Source organism: Mesorhizobium sp. M7A.F.Ca.US.007.01.2.1 (assembly GCF_003998165.1).
GTDB lineage: Bacteria > Pseudomonadota > Alphaproteobacteria > Rhizobiales > Rhizobiaceae > Mesorhizobium > Mesorhizobium ciceri.
Window position 1 is genome coordinate 16,443 of sequence record NZ_RZQP01000011.1, and the last position, 25,781, is coordinate 42,223.

23 protein-coding genes and 3 pseudogenes are annotated in these 25,781 nt (G+C 60.3%); 20 read left to right on the plus strand and 6 right to left on the minus strand.

Features of this window, described 5'->3' with window-relative positions:
- The first annotated feature begins 552 nt into the window (after positions 1–552).
- A complete protein-coding gene (locus tag EN949_RS03720) occupies positions 553–1,077 on the plus strand; it encodes a MucR family transcriptional regulator (RefSeq protein ID WP_127366688.1) in 525 nt (174 codons plus the stop codon).
- Between the two features lie 87 nt (positions 1,078–1,164).
- Here the strand turns inward: EN949_RS03720 and EN949_RS03725 are convergent, their stop codons facing one another.
- Positions 1,165–1,476 (minus strand): DUF736 domain-containing protein, encoded by a 312-nt coding sequence (locus EN949_RS03725; protein WP_127366687.1) that lies wholly within the window; start codon positions 1,474–1,476, stop codon positions 1,165–1,167.
- 984 nt (positions 1,477–2,460) lie between these two features.
- Here EN949_RS03725 and EN949_RS03730 point away from each other — a divergent pair.
- Both EN949_RS03730 and EN949_RS03735 read left to right on the plus strand, forming a co-directional pair.
- Complete coding sequence (locus tag EN949_RS03730; RefSeq protein WP_127366686.1) at positions 2,461–2,904, plus strand: hypothetical protein; 444 nt, start codon at positions 2,461–2,463, stop codon at positions 2,902–2,904.
- Between the two features lie 393 nt (positions 2,905–3,297).
- Positions 3,298–4,983, plus strand: coding sequence for an SIR2 family protein (locus EN949_RS03735; protein WP_127366685.1), 1,686 nt, complete (start codon positions 3,298–3,300; stop codon positions 4,981–4,983).
- A 57-nt stretch (positions 4,984–5,040) separates the two neighbouring features.
- On the opposite strand, the gene EN949_RS35770 is transcribed toward EN949_RS03735, so the two are convergent.
- Positions 5,041–5,187 (minus strand): hypothetical protein, encoded by a 147-nt coding sequence (locus tag EN949_RS35770; RefSeq protein WP_164755320.1) that lies wholly within the window; start codon positions 5,185–5,187, stop codon positions 5,041–5,043.
- 92 nt (positions 5,188–5,279) lie between these two features.
- On the opposite strand from EN949_RS35770, the gene EN949_RS03740 reads away from it, so the two are divergent.
- The 4 genes and pseudogenes from EN949_RS03740 (at position 5,280) to EN949_RS03755 (ending at position 8,895) form a co-directional block, all read left to right on the plus strand.
- A complete protein-coding gene (locus EN949_RS03740) occupies positions 5,280–5,711 on the plus strand; it encodes a potassium channel family protein (RefSeq protein ID WP_127366684.1) in 432 nt (143 codons plus the stop codon).
- A gap of 192 nt (positions 5,712–5,903) precedes the next feature.
- Positions 5,904–6,872 (plus strand): helix-turn-helix domain-containing protein, encoded by a 969-nt coding sequence (locus EN949_RS03745; protein WP_127366683.1) that lies wholly within the window; start codon positions 5,904–5,906, stop codon positions 6,870–6,872.
- 144 nt (positions 6,873–7,016) lie between these two features.
- Complete coding sequence (gene adh, locus EN949_RS03750; RefSeq protein WP_127371635.1) at positions 7,017–8,534, plus strand: aldehyde dehydrogenase; 1,518 nt, start codon at positions 7,017–7,019, stop codon at positions 8,532–8,534.
- A 63-nt stretch (positions 8,535–8,597) separates the two neighbouring features.
- A pseudogene (locus EN949_RS03755) lies at positions 8,598–8,895 on the plus strand (DUF779 domain-containing protein).
- Positions 8,896–8,996: 101 nt separating this feature from the next.
- Here the strand turns inward: EN949_RS03755 and hemN are convergent.
- A complete protein-coding gene (hemN, locus tag EN949_RS03760; protein ID WP_127371636.1) occupies positions 8,997–10,346 on the minus strand; it encodes an oxygen-independent coproporphyrinogen III oxidase in 1,350 nt (449 codons plus the stop codon).
- 162 nt (positions 10,347–10,508) lie between these two features.
- On the opposite strand from hemN, the gene EN949_RS03765 reads away from it, so the two are divergent.
- Positions 10,509–11,237 carry a Crp/Fnr family transcriptional regulator gene (locus EN949_RS03765; RefSeq protein ID WP_127365815.1) on the plus strand — a complete coding sequence of 243 codons (729 nt, stop codon included), beginning with the start codon at positions 10,509–10,511 and terminating at the stop codon, positions 11,235–11,237.
- Between the two features lie 3 nt (positions 11,238–11,240).
- On the opposite strand, the pseudogene EN949_RS03770 reads toward EN949_RS03765, so the two are convergent.
- A pseudogene (locus EN949_RS03770) lies at positions 11,241–11,650 on the minus strand (hemerythrin domain-containing protein).
- 245 nt (positions 11,651–11,895) lie between these two features.
- On the opposite strand from EN949_RS03770, the gene ccoN reads away from it, so the two are divergent.
- The 11 genes from ccoN (at position 11,896) to EN949_RS03825 (ending at position 23,153) form a co-directional block, all read left to right on the plus strand.
- Complete coding sequence (gene ccoN / locus EN949_RS03775) at positions 11,896–13,506, plus strand: cytochrome-c oxidase, cbb3-type subunit I (protein ID WP_127365816.1); 1,611 nt, start codon at positions 11,896–11,898, stop codon at positions 13,504–13,506.
- Positions 13,507–13,517: 11 nt separating this feature from the next.
- On the plus strand, positions 13,518–14,249 hold the full coding sequence (gene ccoO, locus EN949_RS03780; protein ID WP_127365817.1) for a cytochrome-c oxidase, cbb3-type subunit II: 732 nt from the start codon (positions 13,518–13,520) through the stop codon (positions 14,247–14,249).
- Positions 14,250–14,261: 12 nt separating this feature from the next.
- Positions 14,262–14,411 carry a cbb3-type cytochrome c oxidase subunit 3 gene (locus EN949_RS03785; RefSeq protein ID WP_127365818.1) on the plus strand — a complete coding sequence of 50 codons (150 nt, stop codon included), beginning with the start codon at positions 14,262–14,264 and terminating at the stop codon, positions 14,409–14,411.
- A 2-nt stretch (positions 14,412–14,413) separates the two neighbouring features.
- On the plus strand, positions 14,414–15,277 hold the full coding sequence (ccoP, locus tag EN949_RS03790; protein ID WP_127365819.1) for a cytochrome-c oxidase, cbb3-type subunit III: 864 nt from the start codon (positions 14,414–14,416) through the stop codon (positions 15,275–15,277).
- Positions 15,278–15,450: 173 nt separating this feature from the next.
- Positions 15,451–17,010 carry a cytochrome c oxidase accessory protein CcoG gene (gene ccoG / locus EN949_RS03795; protein ID WP_127365820.1) on the plus strand — a complete coding sequence of 520 codons (1,560 nt, stop codon included), beginning with the start codon at positions 15,451–15,453 and terminating at the stop codon, positions 17,008–17,010.
- A complete protein-coding gene (locus EN949_RS03800) occupies positions 17,007–17,504 on the plus strand; it encodes a FixH family protein (protein WP_127365821.1) in 498 nt (165 codons plus the stop codon). The genes ccoG and EN949_RS03800 overlap by 4 nt, the downstream gene beginning before the upstream one ends.
- Positions 17,501–19,789 carry a cation-translocating P-type ATPase gene (locus EN949_RS03805; protein WP_127365822.1) on the plus strand — a complete coding sequence of 763 codons (2,289 nt, stop codon included), beginning with the start codon at positions 17,501–17,503 and terminating at the stop codon, positions 19,787–19,789. The genes EN949_RS03800 and EN949_RS03805 overlap by 4 nt, the downstream gene beginning before the upstream one ends.
- Complete coding sequence (gene ccoS, locus EN949_RS03810; protein ID WP_127365823.1) at positions 19,786–19,956, plus strand: cbb3-type cytochrome oxidase assembly protein CcoS; 171 nt, start codon at positions 19,786–19,788, stop codon at positions 19,954–19,956. Before EN949_RS03805 ends, ccoS begins: the two co-directional genes overlap by 4 nt.
- 64 nt (positions 19,957–20,020) lie before the next feature.
- On the plus strand, positions 20,021–20,677 hold the full coding sequence (locus tag EN949_RS03815; protein ID WP_127365824.1) for a CBS domain-containing protein: 657 nt from the start codon (positions 20,021–20,023) through the stop codon (positions 20,675–20,677).
- A gap of 441 nt (positions 20,678–21,118) precedes the next feature.
- Entirely contained in the window at positions 21,119–22,225 is a 1,107-nt protein-coding gene (nirK, locus tag EN949_RS03820; RefSeq protein ID WP_127365825.1) for a copper-containing nitrite reductase, read from the plus strand.
- 52 nt (positions 22,226–22,277) lie between these two features.
- Positions 22,278–23,153 carry an SUMF1/EgtB/PvdO family nonheme iron enzyme gene (locus EN949_RS03825; RefSeq protein ID WP_127365826.1) on the plus strand — a complete coding sequence of 292 codons (876 nt, stop codon included), beginning with the start codon at positions 22,278–22,280 and terminating at the stop codon, positions 23,151–23,153.
- A gap of 57 nt (positions 23,154–23,210) precedes the next feature.
- Here EN949_RS03825 and EN949_RS03830 read toward each other — a convergent pair.
- Together EN949_RS03830 and EN949_RS03835 are read right to left on the minus strand one after the other, a co-directional pair.
- Positions 23,211–24,384 (minus strand): annotated as a pseudogene (locus EN949_RS03830) (NnrS family protein).
- 106 nt (positions 24,385–24,490) lie between these two features.
- Positions 24,491–24,928, minus strand: coding sequence for a pseudoazurin (locus EN949_RS03835; RefSeq protein WP_127365827.1), 438 nt, complete (start codon positions 24,926–24,928; stop codon positions 24,491–24,493).
- A gap of 150 nt (positions 24,929–25,078) precedes the next feature.
- On the opposite strand from EN949_RS03835, the gene EN949_RS03840 reads away from it, so the two are divergent.
- Positions 25,079–25,780 carry a Crp/Fnr family transcriptional regulator gene (locus EN949_RS03840; RefSeq protein WP_127371314.1) on the plus strand — a complete coding sequence of 234 codons (702 nt, stop codon included), beginning with the start codon at positions 25,079–25,081 and terminating at the stop codon, positions 25,778–25,780.
- Position 25,781: the final 1 nt, after the last annotated feature.

The following is a 25,781-nucleotide window of genomic DNA, read 5'->3' on the forward strand; positions in this document are numbered from 1 at the left end:
CCAGTTGGCGCGAGCAGCGGCCGGTACGAAGCCCAACAGCAGACTTCCGCCGGTGCGCCAGCGCCGACGCCGCAGTCAAGCGGTTGCGCAGGAGGCCTTCGCGATTGTCGCTACCGGCGACAATCTTCTCTCGCGCGCCTTGATCCAGATGATGAAGGGCGCAAGGCTCGAGTTGGCAAAGCTCGTCAAAGCAGGCGCTGCCGTATAAGCAAACTTCAAATGCCAGATCGTGTTGCCCTCGAAACCTTGCACACCCCACACACGCGATCATGCACACTGCGCGTTGATAGAAACTCTGTAGCCAGGGCGCGAGCCAGCGGCATTGCTCTGCACAGCTGGAACGGGCGGAAAAGTGAAGGAAGCTCCTCGCTTTAGATGAGATAGGCAAAGGCATCCCAGCCGATTGGACGACAAGAGCGAAATTCTACTCTTGTCATGTTGCGCAAGAGAGGTGGATTTTACGAAGAAATGTACTATTTGCGCTGTGGGCAGGGCAGAAAACTCAAACGTCGCTCAATTCATCCGATACAAACAAGGGAAATTATATGACCACTGCTCTCGCAGCAAGGCAACAAACTGGATACTGTGTCTATAACGGCTGACATTGTCGCGGCCTATGTATCGAACAATCCAGTACCGGTTGGCGAGTTGCCGAAACTAATCGGCGACATTCATGCCGCCCTGAATGGCATCGGCACGCCGGCGATAGAACCTGTGGTAAAACAACAGCCGGCGGTTTCGATCAAGAAATCGGTAACGCCCGACTTCATCAGCTGTCTGGAAGACGGAAAGAAATTCAAATCGCTCAAGCGGCATCTTCAGCACTTTAACCTGACCCCCGACGAATACCGGCAGAAGTGGAACCTGCCGGCCGATTACCCGATGGTGGCGCCGAACTACGCGGCTACCCGGTCGGCTCTGGCGAAATCAATAGGGCTCGGGCGCAAGGCGGCGACGCCCACGTCTGCCGCGGCGGAAAAACGCAAACCGGCCGTGCGGGCGGCGGCAGCGAGAACCACTGCGGCGGCAATCAAGTCGCCGGTGAAGAAGGCGCGCAAGGCGCGGGCCAAAGCGTAACCTGCTGCATCTGACAGAGGCCTAGGCTGCGCCTGACCTGAACATGGCGAAGCCCCGCCTTGCGGTGGGGCTTCGTGTTGAGATGGATCATTCTGCGGTGCGGCGGGACCAGATGAGCGAGAAGTCGCCCTCGGTGTCGGTCTCGACCAGGCTCGCGTAGATCGGAGCGGGGAAGCTGGGATCGTCGAGCTTGACGGAGTGGTAGTCGCTGCCCTCGCGCGAGGTCTTCTTCCATGCCGCCCCGAACTCGGTGGCGCCAGCGAAGATGCGGAAGTCGGGACCCTTTTCATTTTCGCCATCGGCCGGAGAGAACGTTACCGTCTTGACGTTGAGATTGAGGGTCTTGACCGAGCCGGAGAAGCCGTTCGCGGTGCGGGAGAAAGTGCCGATCGTAGCCATGGTGATGTTCCTTCTTGTTTTCCCGGGCCGCGCCCATCGCGGCCTCGATGGTGGTCGTGAGACCGGAGACGATCGGTCCGCACCCCTGAAGGGGCTGAAACGAAGTGAAAGACGGCGACGCGAGGCTTTCTTGGATCGCGAGGAATGGACGCGCAGCGGACAGGGGAAGAAAACGCAGCGGCGTCGTTGCGGGAAGACGATCGAGACTGAGCGCAGCGAAGGCGGTCTTCGATCAGACCCAATCCATTCGAGGACGCCGTGGGCGTGGCCTGGAAAGAACACCCGGAAGAAACGCCACATTGGCTAAGATCAGTCACGGCCATTGTCGCTTGCGCCGCTGCGCTTCTCTATTTCGGTCAAAGACGCTTCCTCACACGCGAGGGCGGTGTTGGTCCTACTCCAACCGGTGAAGAAGGGACGTCCGATTTCCCTAATCTGGGCTGACCCGTCATCGAGTTCGGGCGGCTCCGAAGACGACCGATTGATTGCTGAACGCAGCGGGTTCTGAGACCGCCAATCCTTGTGACGATTTCCTGTCTCACGTCGATTTGATGCAAGTCTGATTTGAGATCGGAGGCGAGGATAGCTGCGTCACACCTGATCCTCCACCGCATGGCCGAGTGATCCCGCTGCGGTCACGCCTCCCGCACGGGTGAGGCATTGCTGGGAAAGGGTCGGCTCCACACCGGGCGAGGTGATGCGCTACGTGACTTTCGCGAGAGGAGTGGTGGAAATTCCCGGTTCGAGCGCAGGGCGCTGCCGTCGGCGAGCGCAGCGTTCGTCGTGTCCGGCTCGTGGGCTTCCGGCAGATGACGGTTGAATGATCTGCAGCCCGTTGTCACGCTGCTTTTTGCGTGTAAGGAGAAGTGGATGTTTCAGCACAAGCCTTGGGTAGGTCCCAATTACAGAGTTGGCATCTCTGGGGCCCGAGTCGCGATTGTCGGAAACTCACACTGGTCCGAAGACGACAGTGAGGATTCTACGATGTTTGTCATTTCCAAAATTCTGGATGGGACTTGGAAAAACATCGCTTTCTTCCGGCAGATAAAGGACTATTTCTCCTTTGCAGATGCTCTGGAATTTTGGAACCAAGTGATTTTTTTCAACTACGCGCCACGATCGATCGGTGGCGCTGACGATCGATATAATCAGATCCCCGGCGAGATGGTTGAAGAGGCGAAAGAGCGTTTCACCTCTATTTTGGTGAGGTATAAACCTGAGAACGTTTTTGTGTTCTCCAGCAAAATTCGCTGGGCCCTGCCTGAGATGCATCTTTCCATTCCCAACGTACCCTTAAAGAGCGCCAGGACCGGTCTGTTAACGTCGGGCGAGAGCCCGGCTCACATCTTTCTGTTGAGGCATACGCAAGGGGCAAACAAATGCGAAATGACCGATACGGTCAAGAAGCTGCTTGGTTCCAAGGAATAGCGCCTAGAGATGAAACCCGCCCTGAGAGATGGCAGGGGCTAAGAGGTGATGATCGGTCGGCGGACGGAACCTATGGCAGTCTTTCAAGACTCGTCGCATTCTATCAGCGCAATGGGTTGCCGGCAGACCTTTTTAAAACGCGGGGAACCTGAGGCGTGATGCACTCAATTTCAACATGAGAATAGTTTGACACCAACGTCCCCACGCACGTTAGAAGACATTGTAGAGGCGCTGCGGCCGAAACCAGGCACAACGCGAAAATGCACCGTACTACTCGGTGCTGGCTCTTCGATCAGCGCGAGGATTCCGTCGGCAGGTGCCGTGGTAGAGCATATAAGGACCACATATCCTGCCGCCTACGCGCGTGCGACCCCGAAAGACTATCCTGGCTGCATGGCAGCGCTTGACCGTGGGGTCCGGCGCGACCTTATTGGCGGATACATCGACAATGCGAAAATCAATTGGGCCCACCTCGCGCTCGCTCAACTTATTGATCACGACTTTGTCGATCGGGTACTTACCACCAATTTTGATCCTCTCGTTTCCCGGGCCTGCTCCCTTATAAATTCGTTCCCGGCGATTTATGACTTCGCCGCATCGCATCTTTTCAATCCCGACCAGGTGAGTGAAAAGTCGATATTCCATCTCCATGGTCAGCGTGATGGCTTTGTGCTTCTCAACACGCGTGAAGAGGTGAACAAACATCGCCGATATGTGAAACCTGTTTTCGAGGATGCGCACAAAGGCCGGATTTGGATTGTGGTCGGTTATAGTGGCGAGAACGATCCGGTTTTTGATCTTCTGGCCGATGTTAGGACGTTCGAGTATGGCCTCTATTGGGTAGGCTATGGAAAGACGCCACCGGCCCATGTCTCCAAACGGCTCCTCACCCCCGGACGCGGCACGCACTTTTTGGGCGACTGGGATGCCGATGATTTCTTCGTCACGCTGGCTCAAAAGCTCGGATGCTTTCCCCCGCGTTTCGTAACGCAGCCGTTTTCGCATTTAAAATCTATGTTTCAGATGCTGAAGGACTACAAAGCTCCGAGAAACGATCTGTACGACGAGCCTGGGCTCCGCGAAAGCCGGTTTGACGCCGCCGCCGTCATACGACCCCAGCTCGACGCGCTGATCGCCGGCCAAGAGCAGGCCCTATCTACCGAATACTATTTCCTCGCAGGCGAGCATGAGCGCGTTGCCGCGTTGTTCAAGGGCCGGCAGCTGGAGAAGCTGACCGAACGGGAACGGGACACTTACGGCTGGCCCCAAATGATTCTGGGCGATCGCGCCCACTCAGCGGCGAAAATCGACGATGATCGTGACCTTTATCGGAAAGCCGCTGAGCATTTCGCCATCGCAACGAAAATTCGGGTCACAGAAGCTGATGCCCTCTACAACTGGGGCAATGTCCTGTTCGACCTGTCTAGGGCAGTCCGAGATGGTGCACTGGAAGTGATGACTAGGGCGGCGGAAGCGCTGCTCCACCGCGCCGTCGTGAAATATCGGGCCGCACTGGTTATAGATCCTCAGTTTTCAGACGCCCACAACAATTTGGCGAATGCGCTGGCGGATCTGGCACGCGCAGAATATCCCCGCAACGACAATGGGATACTGAGAGAAGCATTTGGCCATTACGAAGCAGCGCTCCGACACACCCGGACGCCCGACGTCGTTCACAACAATTTTGCCAAGGCACTACATGATTTGGCGCGGATCACGGACGACCTCGCGCTGTTTAAGAAGTCGATGGGGCATTTCCAGGCTGCGGGAGCGGCTAATCCAAATTATTACAGCGTCTATCTGAGCTGGGGCCACGCGCTGGCCGATCTGGCCCGTAGAACCGGCGCCGCCAAGACCTATAAGGCGGCATTTGAGAAATACCGCCGGGCTGCGGAGATTGAGCCGACGGGTACAGCCACGCATCACAGCTGGTATTATACGATGCTGGAATTCGCCAAGAAATTGAAGGGAAAGGAAAAGGCGGCTTATCTGAAGCAGGCTGCGGCCGTGTCCGCGGAACAAAAGCGCCGGCGCCGCAATCGGGAGCGGCGCATTTCACGGTCCGAGGGAGCAAAGTAAGGAGAGGCAGATGCCGAAGGCTTGCGGTTGAGCTTCAGCCCTCGCGGCGTAGATCGTTCATCCAATAACCCCAGGGCAATTGGAGGCCAGATCTTTTGCAGCCGCAGCAGAAAGCCACTTTTCACAAGTAAGTCTTTCTGCACACATGGTGCAAACAAAGCCTGCGACGACCTTGTCTTCAGAAACGGCAACCAATGCGTTCATGCGAACGCAGTCCCCGTCGCGGTTTGGAGTATGCTGCGGTGGATTTGATTTCGCACAAGGACCCAGATCCATGCGTCATCTAGCTTTCGCCGATGATCCTCAATCTACTCATCGGCACTGCGGTCATAAGTCTGACGGTCCTGGTCCATTCCTTTGGTCTGATCGCCGTGACACACGCGATGGGACACCTGGTCGCCCGGTTTCGCATGCACGGGCGCCGCAGCCGCATCGTCGCGATGATCAGCGTGGTGATGGGGCTCTTTGGGGTTATGACCGTAGAGGTCTGGCTTTGGGCCGGGCTCTACTGGTTGCTCGATATCTTCGCTGATTTCGAAACGGCGTTGTACTTTTCCACCATTACCTTTTCGACGGTTGGCTACGGCGACATCGTACCCGCCCATGCGTGGCGGGTCCTGGCCGCGCTTGAAGGCGTAAACGGGTTCCTGCTCATCGGCTGGTCCACGGCTTATCTGATCGCGGCAGGCACCCGCATCGGGCCGTTCAAGGCCGGCGAGCATTTCTGACCAACGATGCTCAGACTTGCTCCTGATCAATGATTGCGTGGCATTCTGTTGGTAGGCTTTGTCGTTGGGAGCTTAGGCAACAGGAAGCGATCTGCCTTTCTGCTTCTTTCGACGAATTGACTACGTGCTGATCGGACCGCAAACCGGTCGGCCAGGACGGAGGAAAGACATCAGGTTGCGGGAGGATAAGTAATGCGCGAAGATCAATACGGTCATCATGCTGACCGCATCCAGGTGGCGATTGCCTCGGACGCTGCAGCGAAGTCCGCGCTGGTAGCCTCCTGGCGACGGTCGTCCAATTTGCATCGGCTCGATCCAGCGGACTGCAGTCTCCCACCCTATCTGACAGAGGCCGAACTGGGGCACGCCCGGCAACGCATCGAACCTCTCGTCCAAGCTGCCCAATCGAGTCTCGACCGTCTCTATCTTGCTGTTGGCGGCGTCGGATGCTGTGTCCTGCTCGCCGATCGTGACGGCGTGCCGGTCGAACGGCGTGGGGCGCCTGTCGACGATGAGACGTTTCATTCTTGGGGTTTGTGGACCGGCTCCGTCTGGAATGAGGAAAGCCAGGGCACCAACGGAATCGGCACCTGCCTAGTTGAGCGCCGGGCGTTGACAATTCACCGTGACCAGCATTTCCACACGCGCAACACGCTGCTCAGTTGCACCACCGCTCCGGTCCATGATCATGAGGGGAACCTTGTAGCCGCGCTTGACGTGTCCTCCTGCCGGGCCGATCTGACCGAAGCCTTCGCCAATCTCATCTCGATGGCTGTCGTCGACGCGGCGCGACGGATCGAAAGTGAAAACTTCAAGATGGCGTTCGCAAAGGCGCGCATTCTACTTGCACCGGTGATCGACAAAGGTTCCGGTGCGCTGATTGCCGTCGACGCGGACGATCTCGTGGTCGGCGCGACCCGTTCGGCCCGCCTGGCGCTTGGCCTTACGCAACAGTGTCTCGACAGACCGATGCCCGCCGCCGATCTGCTCGGCTGGGCCGAGAGTGACTCCAAAGTCCTCGCCGAAGCAGAGCGCGGCGCCCTGCAGCGTGCGCTGGCGCGGGCAGACGGAAATGTCTCCGCGGCGGCTCAGGCGCTGGGTATCAGCCGCGCGACGCTTCACCGCAAACTCAACCGCCTGGATGTCCACCGGTCACACTGAACACCCTTGGCGACCATGACTGTCGCAATTCTGCGACACATCATGTCCAACCGCAGTGACCGGTGCGGTGACAACTCCAGGCGGAAATCGCAAGTCTCTTCCGAAGCGTCGCATCCCGCGACGTCAGCTTTGGGAGGAAGACACATGAACAAGGTTGAATTCTCACGCCCGGTCAAGGCGCCCTTCGACAAGCGCTATGGCAATTTTATCGGCGGCAAATGGGCCGAGCCGCGGTCCTGCCGCTACTTCGAGAACTACTCACCTGTGAACGGCCAGCTACTCTGCGAGGTTGCTCGTTCGGATGCCCAGGATATCGAGGCGGCCCTGGATGCGGCGCACGCCGCCAAGGATGCCTGGGGACGCACCAGCGTGGCCGAGCGGTCGCTTATCCTCAACCGCATCGCCGACTGCATGGAGGAGAACCTCGATCTCCTAGCCTGTGCCGAAACCTGGGACAACGGCAAGCCGATCCGCGAAACGACCGCGGCCGACCTGCCTTTGGCCATCGACCATTTCCGCTATTTCGCCGGCGCGGTGCGTGGCCAGGAAGGCAGCCTTTCCCAGATCGACGACGACACTGTCGCTTATCATTTCCATGAGCCGCTCGGCGTGGTCGCCCAGATCATCCCGTGGAACTTCCCGTTGCTGATGGCATGCTGGAAGCTTGCGCCTGCCCTCGCCGCCGGAAACTGCGTCGTTCTCAAGCCTGCCGAGCAGACCCCGGCTGCGATCTTGCTGTGGGCGGATCTCATCGGCGACCTGCTGCCGCCAGGCGTGCTCAACATTGTCAACGGCTTCGGCCTCGAGGCTGGCAAGCCGCTCGCGTCGTCGCCGCGCATTGCCAAGATCGCCTTTACCGGCGAAACCACGACCGGTCGGCTGATCATGCAATATGCCAGCCAGAACCTGATCCCCGTGACGCTCGAGCTCGGCGGCAAGTCGCCCAATATCTTCTTTAGGGATGTCGTCGCCGAAGACGACGATTTCTTCGACAAGGCGATCGAAGGCTTCGTAATGTTCGCGCTGAACCAGGGCGAGGTCTGCACCTGCCCGAGCCGAGCGCTCATCCAGGAATCGATCTACGATAGGTTCATGGAACGCGCCCTCAAGCGCGTCGAGGCCATCGTGCAGGGCGACCCGCTCGACCCGGCGACGATGATCGGTGCTCAGGCCTCGTCTGAGCAGATGGAAAAGATCCTGTCCTACATCGACATCGGCCGCCAGGAAGGAGCCGAGTTGCTGGCCGGTGGGGCACGCAATCTTCTACCCGGCGACCTGGCTGGTGGCTACTACGTCCAGCCGACGGTGTTCAAGGGCCACAACAAGATGCGCATCTTCCAGGAGGAGATTTTTGGGCCGGTGGTTTCGGTCACGACTTTCAAGGACGACGAGGAAGCACTGGCGATTGCCAACGATACGCTCTACGGCCTGGGTGCCGGCGTCTGGACACGCGACGCCAACCGCGCCTACCGCTTCGGCCGGGCGATCCAGGCTGGCCGCGTCTGGACCAATTGCTACCACGCCTATCCCGCGCATGCGGCCTTCGGCGGTTACAAGCAGTCCGGCATCGGCCGCGAGACCCACAAGATGATGCTCGACCACTATCAGCAGACCAAGAACATGCTGGTCAGCTACAGCCCGAAGAAGCTCGGCTTCTTCTGATCACTGCGCTCATGCGCGCGGCTCCATTGGGGCCGCGCGCATGGTTGGAAAGCGGACAAGACCATGCTTGCAAAAGTCACGGCGACACCGGCTGCCCTTGAACTGATGGCGGAGATCGTCACCGATCATGGGCCGGTGCTGTTCCATCAGTCCGGCGGCTGTTGCGACGGCTCTTCGCCGATGTGCTGTCCGGTGGCGGGCTTCATCATTGGTGACCAGGATGTGCTGCTCGGCCACATCGGCGAGGCCCCCTTCTACATCGGAGCCTCGCAAGGTGGCTGGTCGCGGCGGCATGTTCTCGCTGGACAACGGGCGGGAGAAGCGATTCCTGACGCGGTCGACCATTTGCGCTGTCAGATGAGGATGTAGGTCATCCATCAGGTCATGGACACGGTCGTCATAGGCTTGACGGCCCTGGCCCAAAATCGGGTCTCATCGCACTCGGTCCTACCAAGCTGACGCTCAGACGGCTACGGAATGTCTCGCCTTGCCGGTTTCGAAATATTTGTCGAACTTTGCCGCGATGCTCCTGACAAAGGGGCGGTTTTCCGCCGGCACGACGAAGCGGTCACCGTCAAGTTCAAGCAACCGCGCAGGATCGTGAAGGGCGGTGGAACTCGCCTTGACGAGAAGTCTCTGGCCGGGTTCGCCAAAGCGCTCCACCAAGTCGATTGCGGAGAAGCCGAAATCGCACATCAGGCGCTCGATGATCCAGCCGCGAACGCGGTCGTCATCGGAAAGCGCAACGCCGCGGACCGTAGCCAATCCGCCGTCCGCGACCATGCGCCCATACTCGGCGGTCGAAGGGATGTTCTGTGCATAGCCCCGGCGAAACTGACTGATTGACGATGGGCCGAGGCCGATCAAGGTTTCGCAACGATCCTCGGTGTAGCCCTGAAAATTCCGGTGCAAGGTCCCGGCGCGGGCCGCAAGCGCCAGCGCATCGCCCGGTTTGGCGAAATGGTCGAGCCCGATTGCTTCGTAGCCCTGGTCCACGATCACCTGCGCGGCCAGTTGCGATTGGGCAAATCGTTCCGCGGGACCGGGGAGCCAAGCCTCGTCGATCATCGTCTGATGTTTCTTGAACCACGGTACATGGGCGTAGCCAAAAAGCGCGATCCGGTCCGGCTCCAGGGTCAGTGCCTGCGCAACCGTGGAGGCGACGCTCTCCCTGGTCTGGTGCGGCAGGCCGTAGAGTAGGTCGAGATTGACGGATTCGACGCCGCGCGAACGAACGCCGTCCACGACCGTCTTGGTCTGTAGGAAGCTCTGCTCGCGGTTGATTGCCTTCTGCACCTTCGGACCGAAATCCTGAACGCCGAGGCTCGCCCTTGTCATGCCGATTTCGGTAAGCGCGTCGAGGCGGGCATCGTCCATATCATTGGGCTCGATTTCGACGCTGATCTTGGCGCCGGCAAGAAAGGCGAAGCTGTTGCGCAGGACCGTTCCCAGCGCCACCATATCCTCGGGCTTGAGCATCGTCGGCGAACCGCCGCCGAAATGGACGGCACGCACGCGGCCCTTGCCTGCGACAAGACCGGCGACGGTGGCGATCTCGGCATGCAGTGAACGCAGATAGGTGGTCACCGGCTCGTAATGGCGGGTCTGCTTGGTATGGCAAGCACAGAACCAGCATAGCTTGTCGCAGTAAGGGATGTGCAGATAGAGCGAAATCTCGTCATCCCCGCCAAGCGTTTGCAACCAGCCGCGACAAACGGCAGCATCGACACCTGGATGAAAATGCGGCGCCGTCGGATAGCTGGTGTAACGCGGCACGTTCTCGCCAAGTCGGGCAACTAAATCTGGGCGCATGTCCTAATCTGCTCCGGGCTGTTTCGCACGACTCTGCTCACGAGACGCAATAGCCGCCTTGATTTCGGTCAACGCCCATCGGCTGCGGACAAACTGCCGCAAGCGCTTTTGCTTGGGTCGATGCTATATCGTGAAAGGACTTTGGGTCCGCGGACGATCACGATGACAGTGCGTCAGGATGTTCATAGCATCGGCATTCCCGTGCTTTGCCAATCATGCGAAGCTCGGCACCATGGCGTTTGCGGCGCGCTCGATCCGGATCAGCTGGTGGGCCTTGCCAAGACCTCGTCGAAGCATACTGTTGAAGCGGGCGTGGAATTGATCGGTGACGCCGAGGCCGTCGACAGTTACGCGAACGTGCTCTCCGGCGTGGTCAAGCTCACAAAGAGCCTTTCGGATGGGCGCCAGCAGATCGTCGGCCTGCAGTTCGCACCCGATTTTCTGGGACGGCCTTTCAAGGGAGAAAGCGCGATCAACGCCGAAGCCGCTACCGCCGTCTCCCTGTGCTCATTCCCCAAGGCCGCGATCGAACGGATGATGAAAGAGTCGCCGGGACTGGAGCACCGCCTCTTCAAACAGACGCTGAACGAACTCGACGACGCGCGCGACTGGATGGTGACGCTGGGGCGCAAGAGTGCTTCGGAAAAGGTGGCGAGTTTTCTGTTGATGATCGCCAGAAACATCGATCCCGCGCTCGACCCCGCCGCCCAGTCGACACGTTTCGAGCTACCTCTGACCCGCGCCGACATCGCCGATTTCCTCGGTCTGACGATCGAGACTGTAAGCCGTCAGCTGACCCGGCTGCGATCGGATCACGTGATCCGCATCGAGAACAATCGGCATGTTGTTGTCGAGAACTTGGATCGGCTGCAAATGCGCTCTGGCGCTTAAGAGTTAATCGACGATCCCGATCATCGGCAGGACATGCTCGCGCTCAAAGGCGATGTGGCGGCGCACGCTTTCGAAGAAGCCGCGCAGCATGAAACCAACCGCTTCGGCATTGTCGATGGTCTTGCCATGGCCGATCGCCAGCAGAATTTCAGTCACCTCGCCGGCAAAGCATTCGTCCTCGACATGTTCGGCGCGCAATCGCCGGGTGGAATCGAGGTTGGCGTCGCGGCTGTTCAAACCAGCCTCGTAGGCCGGGAAGATCATCGTCTCTTCGTATCGATGAATGTTTCGCAATGGCGGGACGATCGCGTTTGCCGTGCTCAGGCATTCAAACGATCAACCTTCGGCAAGGTGTCGGCGATTCTTTCGAGGGCCTCGCAGAGCTGCAGCTTTTCCAGATGGGCACGTTTCATCACCGCCGCCGGAACCGCCTCCCGGCCAGATCGAGCTGTCGTATTTTCACGGCCTGTTTCGTTCAGCGACGATCCCAGCTCCTTCAACCTGTTCAACGGCAGCCTCCTGATCGTTTGTGCGACCGACGCTGCCCAATCCAAAAGGATGTGGCTTTGACATGGATCAAGGCGGCGGTGGGCCGACTGCTGAATTGGTGTCACGCGGATTGGCGTCCGCGCATCGGAATCGACGTCGGGGACATGTCATGAAGTTTGGTACACAAATCTTCGCTTTGGGGCTGTTCACATTTGCCGCCCTTGTCGCGGCCGGGTTCGGTGTCGACGAGCCTTTCCGCCAGCACATGTGGGTGCTGTTTTTTGTGCTGCTCGGGTTTGTCGGCATCCTCATCCGCAACACAAGCTTCGAAGTGGCCGCTCCGATCGACCCATCCGCCTACATGGACGGTCCAATCCGCTACGGCGCCATCGCCACGATGTTTTGGGGTGTCGTCGGCATGCTGGTCGGCGTCGTCATCGCGCTGCAGCTTGCCTACCCCGATCTCAACATCCAGCCCTGGTTCAATTTCGGCCGCTTGCGGCCGCTGCATACCTCGGGGGTCGTCTTCGCCTTCGGCGGCAACGCATTGCTTTGCACGTCATTGTATGTCGTGCAGCGGACCTGCCGCGCCCGGCTTTTCGGCGGCGATCTCGCCTGGTTCGTCTTTTGGGGTTACCAGCTTTTCATCGTCATGGCCGCTACCGGCTATCTGCTCGGCATCACCGAGAGCCGCGAATACGCCGAACCTGAATGGTATGTCGACATCTGGCTGACCATTGTCTGGGTCGCCTACCTCGTCCTGTTCCTTGGCACGATCCTGAAGCGCAAGGAACCGCACATCTATGTCGCCAACTGGTTCTATCTGTCCTTCATCGTGACGATCGCGATGCTCCACGTGATCAACAACCTGTCGATGCCGGCCTCGTTTCTCGGCTCCAAGAGCTACTCCGCTTTTTCCGGGGTCCAGGACGCCCTGACGCAATGGTGGTATGGCCACAACGCCGTCGGCTTCTTCCTCACTGCCGGCTTCCTCGGCATGATGTATTACTTCGTCCCCAAGCAGGCGAACCGGCCGGTCTATTCCTATCGGCTGTCGATCATCCATTTCTGGGCGATCATCTTTCTCTACATCTGGGCCGGGCCGCATCACCTGCACTACACTGCCCTGCCCGATTGGGCGCAGACGCTCGGCATGGTGTTCTCGATCATGCTGTGGATGCCGTCATGGGGTGGCATGATCAATGGCCTGATGACCTTGTCAGGCGCTTGGGACAAGCTGCGTACCGACCCGATCATCCGCATGATGGTGATGGCCATCGCCTTCTACGGCATGTCGACCTTCGAAGGGCCGATGATGTCGATAAAGACGGTCAACTCGCTATCGCACTATACCGACTGGACCATTGGTCATGTGCACTCCGGCGCACTCGGCTGGGTCGGCATGATCTCGTTCGGCGCGATCTACTACATGGTGCCGAAGCTCTGGAACCGTCAACGGCTCTATTCCCTGCGGCTGGTTACCTGGCACTTCTGGTTGGCGACGCTGGGCATCGTTGTCTACGCCGCGGTGATGTGGGTGTCCGGCATCATGCAGGGCCTGATGTGGCGCGAATACGACGAGCAGGGCTTTCTGGTCTACTCCTTCGCTGAAACCGTCGCCGCCATGCACCCCTACTATGTCATGCGGGCCATGGGCGGCGCCATGTACCTCTCCGGCGCCCTGATCATGGCCTGGAACATCGCCATGACCATCCTCGGCCACCAGCGCGAGGAGCAACCAATGCCTGGCGCCGTTCCCACCCTTCAGCCTGCCGAATAAGGAGCCAGAACATGGGCTTGATGGATAGACACGCAATCATCGAGAAGAACGCGACGCTGCTTCTCGTGGGCTCCCTTCTTGTGGTGACCGTCGGCGGCATCGTCGAGATCGCACCGCTCTTCTACCTCGACAACACGATCGAGAAGGTGGAAGGCATGCGCCCCTATTCACCGCTCGAACTTGTCGGGCGCAACATCTATGTGCGCGAAGGCTGCTACCTCTGCCACAGCCAGATGATCAGGCCGTTCCGCGACGAAGTCGAGCGCTACGGTCACTACAGCCTGGCTGCCGAGTCGATGTACGATCATCCTTTCCAGTGGGGATCGAAGCGGACCGGGCCGGACCTCGCCAGGGTTGGCGACCGCTACTCGAATCTGTGGCATGTCGAGCATCTGACGGATCCGCGTTCGGTGGTGCCGGAATCGATCATGCCGAGCTACGCGTTCCTCAAAGACACGCCGATCGAGGTGAAGGACTTCTCGACGCATCTGGTTGCCAACAGGCGTGTCGGTGTCCCCTACAGCGATGACATGGTCGCCCACGCCAACGCCGACCTGATGGCGCAAGCCGATCCCAACGCCGACACGTCCGGCCTCGAAGCCCGCTACCCCAAAGCCAAGATCGGCGACTTCGACGGCAACCAGCAACAGGTCACCGAAATGGATGCCCTCGTTGCGTACCTGCAGATGCTCGGGACCTTGGTGGATTTCAAGAACTACGACGAGGCCGCCGGTTACCGCTGAGGAGGTTTATCCATGGAATACAATTTGATGCGGGAGTTTGCTGACAGCTGGGGTCTGGTCGCCATGGCGCTCTTCTTTGTCGGAGCAATTGTCTTTGCCCTGCGCCCCGGCAGCCGCAGGCTGGCCGACGAAGCTGCCCGGATTCCCCTTGAGGACGAGTGATCATGAGCGACGAGCACATCGATGAAATCTCTGGCGTCTCAACCACTGGCCATGAGTGGGACGGCATCCGGGAACTGAACAATCCGCTTCCGCGCTGGTGGGTCATCACGTTCTACGTCACCATCGTCTGGGCGATCGGCTACACGATCGCCTATCCGGCATGGCCGCTGCTGCACTCCGCGACAACCGGTGTGCTCGGCTATTCGAGCCGCAAGGACGTCAAGAACGAGTTGGTGGCGGCAGAAGTGTCGAAGGGCAAGTATGTCGCGGCCGTAGAGTCGAAGACCGTCTCGGAAATCGCAGCGGACGATGCCTTGCGCGAATTCGCGGTCGCGGCCGGCGGCGCCGCATTCAAGGTCAATTGCACGCAGTGCCACGGCTCCGGCGCCCAAGGTTCCAAGGGCTTTCCCAACCTCAACGACGACGACTGGCTGTGGGGCGGCAAGGCCGAGCAGGTCCAGCAGACGATCACGCATGGCATCCGCTTTGCGAACGATGCAGAAACGCGCCTGTCGGAAATGCCGGCCTTTGGCGACATCATCACCGCTGACCAGATTGCACAGGTCAGCGCCTACGTCGCCAGCCTGTCAGGCAAGGTCAACGATGCAAGTCTGATCCAACCCGGCGCCAAGGTCTTTGCCGAAAACTGCGTTGCCTGTCATGGCGACAATGCGAAAGGCAACAGGGAACTCGGCGCGCCCGACCTGACCGACGCGATCTGGCTTTACGGGTCGGGCGAGACGGCAATCGGTGACCAGGTTCGCGCACCGAAGCAGGGCGTGATGCCTGCATGGGGCGCGCGTCTCGGCGAGACCAAGGTCAAGGAGTTGGCGGTCTACATCCATTCGCTCGGCGGTGGGGAATAGGTCGGGGGCCCTATTTCCTGCCCTTCACCGCCTGAGCGACGAGGCCCGGCCAGTCCGGGCCTCGATCTTTTCGGCATTCGCCGATTGACCTGCATCAACGCGGGTCGGTCCATGCGGCGGCAATGTTGCCCGGCGCGCTCAAAATCACAGTCTGCGCGCAAGTGGAGATAATCGTGCTCGACAAGACGCAGGTGGAACGGCTGGAAGCGGAGGCGGTCAATTCCGCCAAGACACGTCAGCCCCTCTACGCCGCGCGCAAGAAGATCTTTCCAAAACGCGCCTCGGGCAATTTTCGACGCTTCAAATGGCTGGTGATGGCGATCACGCTTGGCATTTACTATCTAACGCCATGGCTGCGATGGGACCGTGGTCCGTTTGCGCCCGACCAGGCCGTGCTGCTCGATGTCGCCAATCGGCGCTTCTACTTCTTCTTCATCGAGATATGGCCGCAGGAATTCTTTTACGTGGCTGGCCTTCTGGTCATGGCGGGCGTCGGTCTTTTCCTGATCACGTCGACTGTCGGCCGTGCCTGGTGCGGCTATGCATGCCCACAGACGGTGTGGGTCGATCTGTTCCTCGTCGTCGAGCGCGCGATAGAGGGCGACCGCAACGCCCGCATGAAGCTCGATGCAGGTCCCTGGACCGCCCGCAAGCTGATGCTGCGCGTATCGAAGCACACGATCTGGCTGGTCATCGGCGCGGCGACCGGCGGCGCCTGGATTTTCTACTTTGCCGATGCACCGACGCTGGTTGGCGAGCTTTTCACCGGTACCGCCGCGCCTATCGCCTACATCACCATCGCCGTGTTGACGGCGACCACCTACACGTTCGGCGGGCTGATGCGCGAGCAGGTCTGCACCTATATGTGCCCATGGCCGCGCATCCAGGCGGCCATGCTCGACGAGAATTCGCTCACCGTCACCTACAATGACTGGCGCGGCGAACCGCGCTCGCGTCATGCGAAGAAGGTGCAAGCCTCGGGGCAGTCCGTCGGCGACTGCGTCGACTGCAATGCCTGTGTCGCGGTGTGCCCGATGGGGATCGACATTCGCGACGGCCAGCAGCTCGAATGCATTACCTGCGCACTGTGCATCGACGCCTGCGACGGCGTCATGGACAAGCTCGGCAAGGAGCGCGGGCTGATCGCCTACGCGACGCTCTCCGACTACAACGCCAACATGATGCTGGCGACCGCGGGCGGCTCCAGTTCAGTCAATCCGTCACTGGTCAGGACGGCCGTCGGCACCTTCTCCGATCAGGTGGCGCATTTTCACATTCGCAAGATCTTCCGGCCGCGCACCTACGTCTACATGGGCCTGTGGTCGCTGATCGGGCTGGGCCTGCTCTATTCGCTGCTGACGCGCGATCGGCTCGAACTGAACGTGCTGCATGACCGCAATCCGCAATTCGTCACGCTATCCGATGGCTCCATCCGCAATGGCTATACCGTCAAGCTGCTCAACATGATCCCCGAGCCAAGGACAATCGTCGTCACCATGCAGGGCCTGGAGGGTGCCGACATGCTCGTCGTCGGCGACGACATTCCGGCCGGCCGGTCTTTCGCCATCCCGGTCGAGCCCGACCGCCTGAAAACGTTGAAGGTCTTCGTTCGCCAGCCGGCGGACCAGATCCACGCCCCGGCACAGACCTTCAAGTTCCGTGTCGAGGACAGAGCGAGCTTCGAGTCGAACGAGTACACCGCAACATTCAATGCGCCAGAGGCCGCCAAATGACCGCCAATGCCCAAAAGCCTCGCGAATTCACCGGCAGGCACATGCTGGCCATCATTCTCACCTTTTTCGGGGTGGTCATCGCGGTCAACCTGACAATGGCCACGCTCGCCAATACGAGTTGGACCGGCCTCGTCGTCGAGAACACATATGTGGCCAGCCAGCAATTCAACAAGGAGGCCGAGGCCGGCCGCGCCCAAGCAGCGCTCGGTTGGACCGGCAAGCTGACCATCGCATGGGGCGAGGTCCGCTACAGCCTCTCCGACGCTGCCGGCAAGCCAGTTCCCCTGCACGGCGTCAAGGTCCTGTTTCGTCATCCCGCCTACGAGAAAGAGGACGAGTCCGTCACGCTCGCCCTCGCCTCCGGCCCGGAGTTCGCCGCGCAGCACATGCCGAAGGACGGCGTCTGGATCGTTGAAGTCGACGCCGATGCCGGCCTGGCGCGACCCTATCGCGACGTCCGCAGGATCATGATTTCGCATGGAGCGCTGCAATGAGCTGTTGTGCACCGGGCGCTGAAATGGCGCTGGATCTGAAGGGCGCCACGTCGGTCCTGCCATCCAGCCAGGAGATCAGGTTGGCGAGCCGATCGCTTGGCGACAACCTTCGCCAGACCGACCTTTCAGTGCCGGCGGTTCATTGCGCCGCCTGCATCCAGACGATCGAGGCGGCACTTGGAAAGCTTGATCATGTCGAAAGCGCGCGCGTCAACCTGTCGACGAAGCGGGTCGCGGTCCAGTGGCGTGGAGACGAGGTGCCACCCTTCGTCGCCGCGCTTGGCAGGCTGGGCTACGAAGCGCATCTGTTCGCACCCGAGGTCGACGACAAGGACAAGACGCTTGCCGAACTGATCCGCGCCGTCGCTGTTGCTGGCTTTGCGGCGGGCAACATCATGCTGCTTTCGGTCTCGGTCTGGTCCGGCGCCGAAGGTGCGACCCGCGACCTGTTTCACTGGGTCTCGGCGCTGATCGCCATTCCTGTCCTCGCCTTCGCCGGCGGCATCTTCTTCCGCTCGGCCTGGAATGCCTTGCGTCATGGCCGCATGAATATGGACGTGCCCATCGCGGTCGGTGTTTCGCTCGCCTACGCCATGAGCCTTTATGAGACGATCAATCATGGCGACCATGCCTATTTCGACGCGTCGGTATCGCTGCTGTTCTTCCTTTTGATCGGACGCACGCTGGATCATGTGATGCGGGAGCGTGCCCGGACTGCCGTGAAAGGCCTGTCTCAGCTGGCCGCGCGTGGCGCCATGGTGCTGCGCGGCGATGGCGCGCGCGACTATCTGCCGGTCGGCGAGATCGAACCGGGGATGCAGCTGTTGATCGCGGCTGGTGAAAGGATACCCGTCGACGGCAAGATCATCCAGGGAACGTCGGATCTCGACTGCTCGCTGGCCTCAGGCGAAAGCACGCCGAAAAACGTGGCGCCGGGCGAAGCTGTACAGGCCGGTGTGCTCAATCTTACAGGCCCGCTGACGATCCAGGCGGCAGCCGCCGCGAAGGATTCGTTCCTGGCGGAAATGGTCCGGTTGATGGAGGCCGCCGAGGGCGGCCGCGCGCAATATCGCCGTATCGCCGACCGCGTTTCAGCGCTTTATGCCCCGGTGGTCCATCTCACCGCGTTTGTGACATTCCTGGGCTGGATGGCGGCGACCGGCGACTGGCATCGGGCGACAACCGTCGCCATTGCCGTTCTGATCATCACATGCCCGTGCGCACTCGGCCTCGCGGTGCCGATCGTGCAGGTGGTCGCCGCGCGACGCCTGTTCGAGAACGGCATCATGGTCAAGGACGGCTCGGCCATGGAACGCCTGGCGACAATCGACACGGCGGTGTTCGACAAGACCGGCACGCTCACGCTTGGCCAGCCGCGGCTCGTCAACGCGACGTCGATCGATCCCGCCATGCTGAAAATCGCAGCCGACATGGCCGCGCATTCGCGCCATCCATATTCAAAGGCTATTGCCGGCCTTGCCGCTAGCAGCAGCCAGCACAAATTCGATAAAGTAACCGAGCACCCAGGGTTCGGGATCGAAGCCGCCGCCGCTGGAAGCATTTGGCGGCTGGGTCGACGCGGATGGGCGGGCTGGAAGGCTCGAACCGGCGGTGAAGGCAAACATGGCTACGGCGGAACAGTCCTGACGGAAAACGGGATGATTGTCGCATCCTTCGTTTTCGAGGATGCGCTGCGCGCCGACGCTAGAACAGCCATTGATCAACTGCACAATGCGGGTCTGCACGTGGAGATGCTCTCGGGCGACACCGCCAAAGCCTGCTCGGAGGTTGCGGACGTTCTGAGTGTCGATGACTTCGTCCCTTGCCTCCTGCCGTCCGGCAAGGTCGAACGCATCGAGAGTCTGGCGAGAGACGGGCACAAGGTCCTGATGGTTGGCGACGGGCTCAACGACACGCCGGCGCTGAGCGCTGCGCATGTCTCGATCGCGCCCGCCACGGCCGCCGACATTGGCCGCAATGCAGCCGACTTCGTTTTTCTGCGCGAAAGCCTCCTGGCCATCCCACTGGCGCTGGACGTCTCGCGCCAGGCAGGACGCTTGATCCGGCAGAACATCGTCATCGCGATCGTCTACAATGCGGTCGCGGTACCGATCGCCATCCTCGGGCACGTCACGCCTTTGATAGCGGCGGTCGCCATGTCCGCCTCGTCGCTGCTTGTCATTGGCAATGCGCTGCGCCTGCGCTCGTCAGAGCCAATTTCACCGGCCAAGAACATTCGCCGCGAAAGACTGGCCAACGCCAACGAACTGGTCGGATCGTCATGACCACTCTCACTTACCTCATACCTGTCGCGCTTTTTCTGGGCGCACTCGGCCTGTCCGGCTTCCTGTGGGCGTTGAGAAGCGGTCAGTACGAGGATCTCGACGGCGCGGCGGAGCGCATTCTCATCGAACGCGACGACGGCGCGGAGAGTGCCCCCCGTTCCAAGTGACTCAGATCAAAGCGCCGCGTGTCGCAATGTCCCATCGTCGTCTGACAAAAATCAGGAGGTGAGCATGCAAGCCGAAGCCATAATGACGAAGCCAGTCATCACAACGGATGCGAACGCGACGATTGCCGAAGCAGTCGAGCTCATGCTCTCAAACAAAATAAGCTGCCTCCCGGTAACGGGCAGCGACGGTGCCCTTGTTGGCATTGTAAGCAAAAGCGACTTCTTGCGCCGAGAGGAACTGGGAACTGAGCGGGCGCGTCCTCGCTGGCTGGAGTTTGATCTTGGCCCGGGCACAATCGCCGATGACTATGCGCGCTCGAACGGCCCAGGCGCCTCGATTGCTGATATTGTAAACTTGATGATGCAACACCGCATCAACAATGTGCCGATTGTCGATCGGGAAAGGGTCGTCGGAATCGTCACGCGAACTGATTTGCTACGTGTCCTGATCCGCACCACGTCGAAACAGGGCACCACGCCACCCGATGACGACCTGATCCGCAAGGCTATACTTGCCGAGCTGCAGGGACAATCGTGGGCCGGTGGTGACTTGATTGATGTTAGGGTCAGCGACTGCGTCGTCGAACTGACCGGGGCGATTGTCGACGAGCGTCAACGGAAAGCTGCAATCGTTGCAGCGGAGAACGTTGCCGGCGTCGGGCAAGTCAAGGACAGCCTCTTCCTCGGTACAGATCCGCTCTCCGTGATGATGGTTTCGTAGCTGCGGAAAAGCGGGGACGCAAAGAAGAGTCCTGTCGGGTTCTGCTCGCTTCCTACATCGCTTGGATGTGAGGCCGTTGGCGCCTCCTGCGGCGTGTAGCGCCCTTCATGCTTGGCGAGCACGCTCTCGGCAGGCGCACTGACGGAAATGCGATGGCCGTTGCCCTCTGTCGAGGTGGGCTTGGCCACCTTGCAAACTCAAATCTATCTGCAGAACGATACCGGCGGCTGATCTTCAGAGAGCCGCCAGTGACTGCGCAGGCTTGCAGAAAGATGCGACACCAAAACTGCAGCATATCAAACTTGGCTCACAAGGCTGACGCAATCCGAGGGCTGTTGTTTCTGGGATTAACATCCGCCAATTTGCGCCAGCGCAAAGAAACGCTGCGTCAGGTCCGATAGTTTCTACTCATCCGCAACGGTAGAAAGACAGGAGACTGACATGATCACGCGACGCGAGGCCCTTTTCGGAGCAGCCATTGGCGCTGCCGCCGTGGCGGCATTGCCGGCATTTTCGGCAACGGTGACAAAGGCAGACATTCAGGGGCTCCCCCGGGAAAAGATCAAGCTCGTGGCGCCGCCGTTCGTGCATCCGCATCACCAGATCGCCGAGGGCGGACCGAAGATCCTCGAGTTCACCATGTCGATCGAGGAAAAGCCTGTCGTCATCGACGCCGATGGCACGAAGCTCAATGCGATGACCTATGCCGGCTCGATCCCCGGCCCGCTGATGGTCGTGCACCAGGACGACTATGTCGAACTGACGCTCATCAACCCCGATACCAACTCACTCGCCCACAACATCGACTTTCACGCCGCGACCGGCGCTCTGGGCGGCGGCGGTCTCACGCTGATCAATCCCGGCGAACAGGTGACCTTGCGCTTCAAGGCGACGCGGACGGGAACGTTCGTCTATCACTGCGCCCCTGGTGGTCCGATGATCCCTTGGCATGTCGTCTCCGGCATGAATGGCGCAATCATGGTGCTGCCGCGCGACGGACTCAGGAACGACAAGGGCGAGCCGGTCAAATACGACAAGATCTTCTACATCGGCGAGAGCGACTTCTATATTCCGCGCGACGAGAAGGGCAATTTCAAGAGCTACGAATCGGCCGGCGACGGCTACGACGACATCGTCAAGGTCATGCGCGGGTTGATCCCGACGCATGTCGTGTTCAACGGCAAGGTCGGATCCCTGACCGGTGACAACGCCATGAAAGCCAAGGTCGGCGAAACCGTCTTGATCGTCCATTCACAGGCCAACCGCGATACGCGACCACATCTCATCGGTGGACACGGCGACTATGTTTGGGAACAAGGAAAATTTGCCAACCCGCCGGCTAAGGACCTGGAAACCTGGTTCATCCGTGGCGGCTCGGCGGGCTCGGCGCTCTATACGTTCCTGCAGCCCGGTGTCTACGCTTACGTCAACCACAATCTGATCGAAGCCGTGGAACTCGGGGCGACCGCTCACTTCATGGTCGAGGGCGATTGGGACGACGACCTGATGACACAGGTCGAGGCGCCTAAACCCATCGCCACCAACTGACGGCACTCCAATTTGCCCGGACGGCGATGCTGTCCGGGCATGGACAAAAGCCATGTCTTCTTTCACCCTGAAGGTTGTTTCGGTCGCCATGGCGGCCGCGACGGTGCCAATGGGCTTGTCCTGGCTCAACATCGGCTGGAGCGGACATCGACCGCCCCACTCTGCCGCCACGACAGTCACCTTGGACCCTGGCTCGATCACCTATCCCCTGCCGGGCGAGTACCTGAGGAATGGACGCCCGCAATCAAATCCCCGGCTCAGCCGACAGTTCAACGAACCCATCGAAATCATGACCTATCAGGTCAGCGTGTCAGACTATGCGAGCTGTGTTGCGGCTGGCGGTTGTCAGACAGCACAGGAGACGCGCGCGATCGCGCCCGGTGCTCCCGTTACCGGAGTGAGTTATCTCGACGCCAATGCCTACGCCCAATGGTATTCGAAGGCGACAGGCGACGACTGGCGGCTGCCGTCCGATGAGGAGTGGGCGTTTGCCGCGGCGGAGCGGTTCGCAGGAGAATTTGAGGGTGTCGAAAACGATGCCAGCAACCCTGCCAGGCGTTGGCTCACCAGCTACCAGGCCGAGGTGGACCTCAATCGCAAACCGGATCCCTTGCCCAGGAGCCGTGGCTCTTTTGGAGCGAATTCGCGCGGCCTCTACGACTTTTCCGGTAACGTCTGGGAGTGGACGTCGACCTGCTATGTCCGCACCACGTTGGCGGCGGATGGGACCGGTGTTGCCAGTTCCGTCGACAATTGCGGTGTCCACGTCCTTGAAGGGCTTCACAGAGCCTACATGTCGAACTTCGTCAGCGACGGGAAAAGCGGAGGCTGTGCTGTTGGCACGCCTCCCGACAATCTTGGATTCAGGCTAGTCCGGGACCATCGAGGGTGGGCGAACCGTTTCCTCGGCCACCTCGGCATTGCGTGAAAAAAGAGCAGCGGCTGTTCCATCGCGTTTCGACTGTCACCTGCTCTCCCCGTCGCCTCACCGTGCCTTTGGCGTCATCAATGCGGTTCCGTAGATCAGGGTGAAGCCGGCAAATGCCGCCACCCATGCGGTGCCGGCCATGTCGATCACCACGTCATAGGGCAAGAAGGCGGCCAGGATTCTAAATGATCCCGCGAGAAGGACGGCCACGAAGATGAACAAGGCGCCTTTCCCGGCCTTGAGCTTTTGCCCGGTGTGCCCAAGCGTCGCGCGGATCATCACGGCAAGCGTCATTGAACCTACCGCACCAGTGCCGAGCGCGTGAAGTCCTGCCGCCGCCGGTACGGCATCGGGAAAGAAGATCGACGCCGAGACCAAGGCAAGACCGACCGGCACGAAGGTATAGGCAAGATGGAGAACCAGCACCAACGGATCCCGCAGTGTGCGCTCGCCGGCCCAGCGCGACAGACGCCACGCCTGGCAGACTGCGGCGACGGCCATAAGCGTTCCTGACGCGCGGTGGTCGGGAGCGAACGTCCACGCTGCCAGCGCCATGCCTGAGATGACAAGCGATGCGATGTCGAAACGCTCGAATGGGGCCGGCAGCCTGCCCGGATTTTCGCGCACGAGCCAGTTACGGGTGAAGCTTGGAATGATGCGCCCACCGATCAGCGAGATGAGCATGATCGCCGCAGCCATGCCGAGCCTGAGGCTGATGGCCGATGTGCCTTGAAGGTGCCTCGATGTGGAACGCGCCGTTGGCGCCCGCCAGAACGCCAAGCGGCAGCAGCACCTTGAGATTGCGCCAATTGCGTCCGGCGACGATCTCGCGTGCCGCCGCCGCTGCGACCGCAAGCAGAAAAGAGCCATCGATCACAGCCGCTGCTTCCCAGCCGATATCCGTCGAGAAGAAGACAGCGGCGCGTCCGGCAAGCCACAGGACAACCAGCGCCAGCAGCGGCAGGCCTTGCACGGGCAGCCGGCCGGTCCAGTTGGGAATGGCGGTCAGCAGGAACCCGGTGACGATCGCCGGCAGATAGCCGAACAGCATCTCGTGGATGTGCCAGTCGACGGGAACAAAAACACTATGAGCATCGAGTTCGCCCGCATACACCGGCAGCCAAAGCAGAATTGAGAGCGCGGCATAAAGCGACCCGAGGAAGAAGAAGGGCCTGAACCCGTAGGAAAGAAATGCAGGCCCGATGTAGGCCCGATGGCGAGGAATTCCCATGATTTGCATCCTTCAAACGAGCAGGGCCGGATGAACCGCCGTCCTCGGTCCATCCGGCCCGCACCTACCCTTTCATGGAGCAGGGATGGCTGTAGTCGATTGCTGGTCAGTTGGCGGGAATCTGAGTGAACAGATCGGCGAACACCGTCTTTGCTTTGCCTGCGTGCTTGACCGCCTTGGCGGCATCGAGGTTGACCGGCTTGCCGACAACGATCAGTGCGACCATGCCCATGCCGTAATGGGGTGCACATTTGACGCCGTAGACGCCCTCCTTCGTCAGCGTGACAGTGATTTCCTCGCTGGGCTTTCCCTTGAAAGGCTCGGCGCCATCCGGAAGCATGCCCTTGATCGACTCGGCATCATGCGTCTTGTCGGTCGGTACGAACTTCACGGTGTCGCCAGGAGCCGCCTGGACGAAGTCCGGCTGGAAAACCATTGCGCCTTTTTCGCCCTTGTTGAGCATTTGCACTACATGCTCTGCGGCACTTGCGCCGCTGGCGAGCGCGAGGATGGTGACGGCGGCGGCGAGGATGGAGAGTTTCATTGATTTGTCCTTTGTTTCGTCTTCGCGGCACTGCGCCGTTCCATGCCATTTAGCCTGATGCGGCCGGGGACAATTTGCGCTGGCGCAAACTCGGGATAAGAAAGGTTTGCCGCACGAATGGTGCGTGCCGTACGCTGTGAGGAAATCTGCTTGGTTGCGCTGGACCGATCGCTGATATCGCAGCTGCCGCTCTTCCAGGGGATGGCGCCCCAGGAGCAAAGCGAGATTCTCAAAGGCGCTCGATCGTCACGCTATGCTAAAGACACAACGATCTTCGAGCAGGAGGCCGAGGCGCAATCCTTCTTCGTGCTGATCTCTGGCCACATACGGGTCGTCCGCACCACGCCGGATGGGCAGCAGGTCATCGCCAGATACATCAGCGAAGGCGAGATCTTTGGTGTCGCCGCAGCGCTTGGCCGGACGACCTATCCCGCCAGCGCTGTTGCGGCGGTCGACTGCGTGGTGCTGGCCTGGCCCAACGCTCTTTGGCCGGAATTGGCGCGACGGTTTCCGGCGTTTGGGGCAACCATCTACAGGACGGTTGGAACCAGGCTGCAGGAGGCCCAGACACGGGTGGTCGAAATGTCCACGGAGCAGGTGGAGCAGCGGGTTGCACATGCGTTGTTGCGGTTGGCAAACCAGACCGGCCGAAAGACCGACAGCGGCATCGAAATCGACTTCCCGATTTCAAGGCAGGATATTGCCGAGATGACGGGAACGACGCTGCACACCGTCAGCCGCCTGCTCAGCAAGTGGGAAGACAATGGAATCATCGTCAGCGGGCGCCAGAAAGTCACCGTGAAGGATGCGCATCGCCTTGTGGTTCTGGCCGAGAACCGGAACAAGAGGTGAT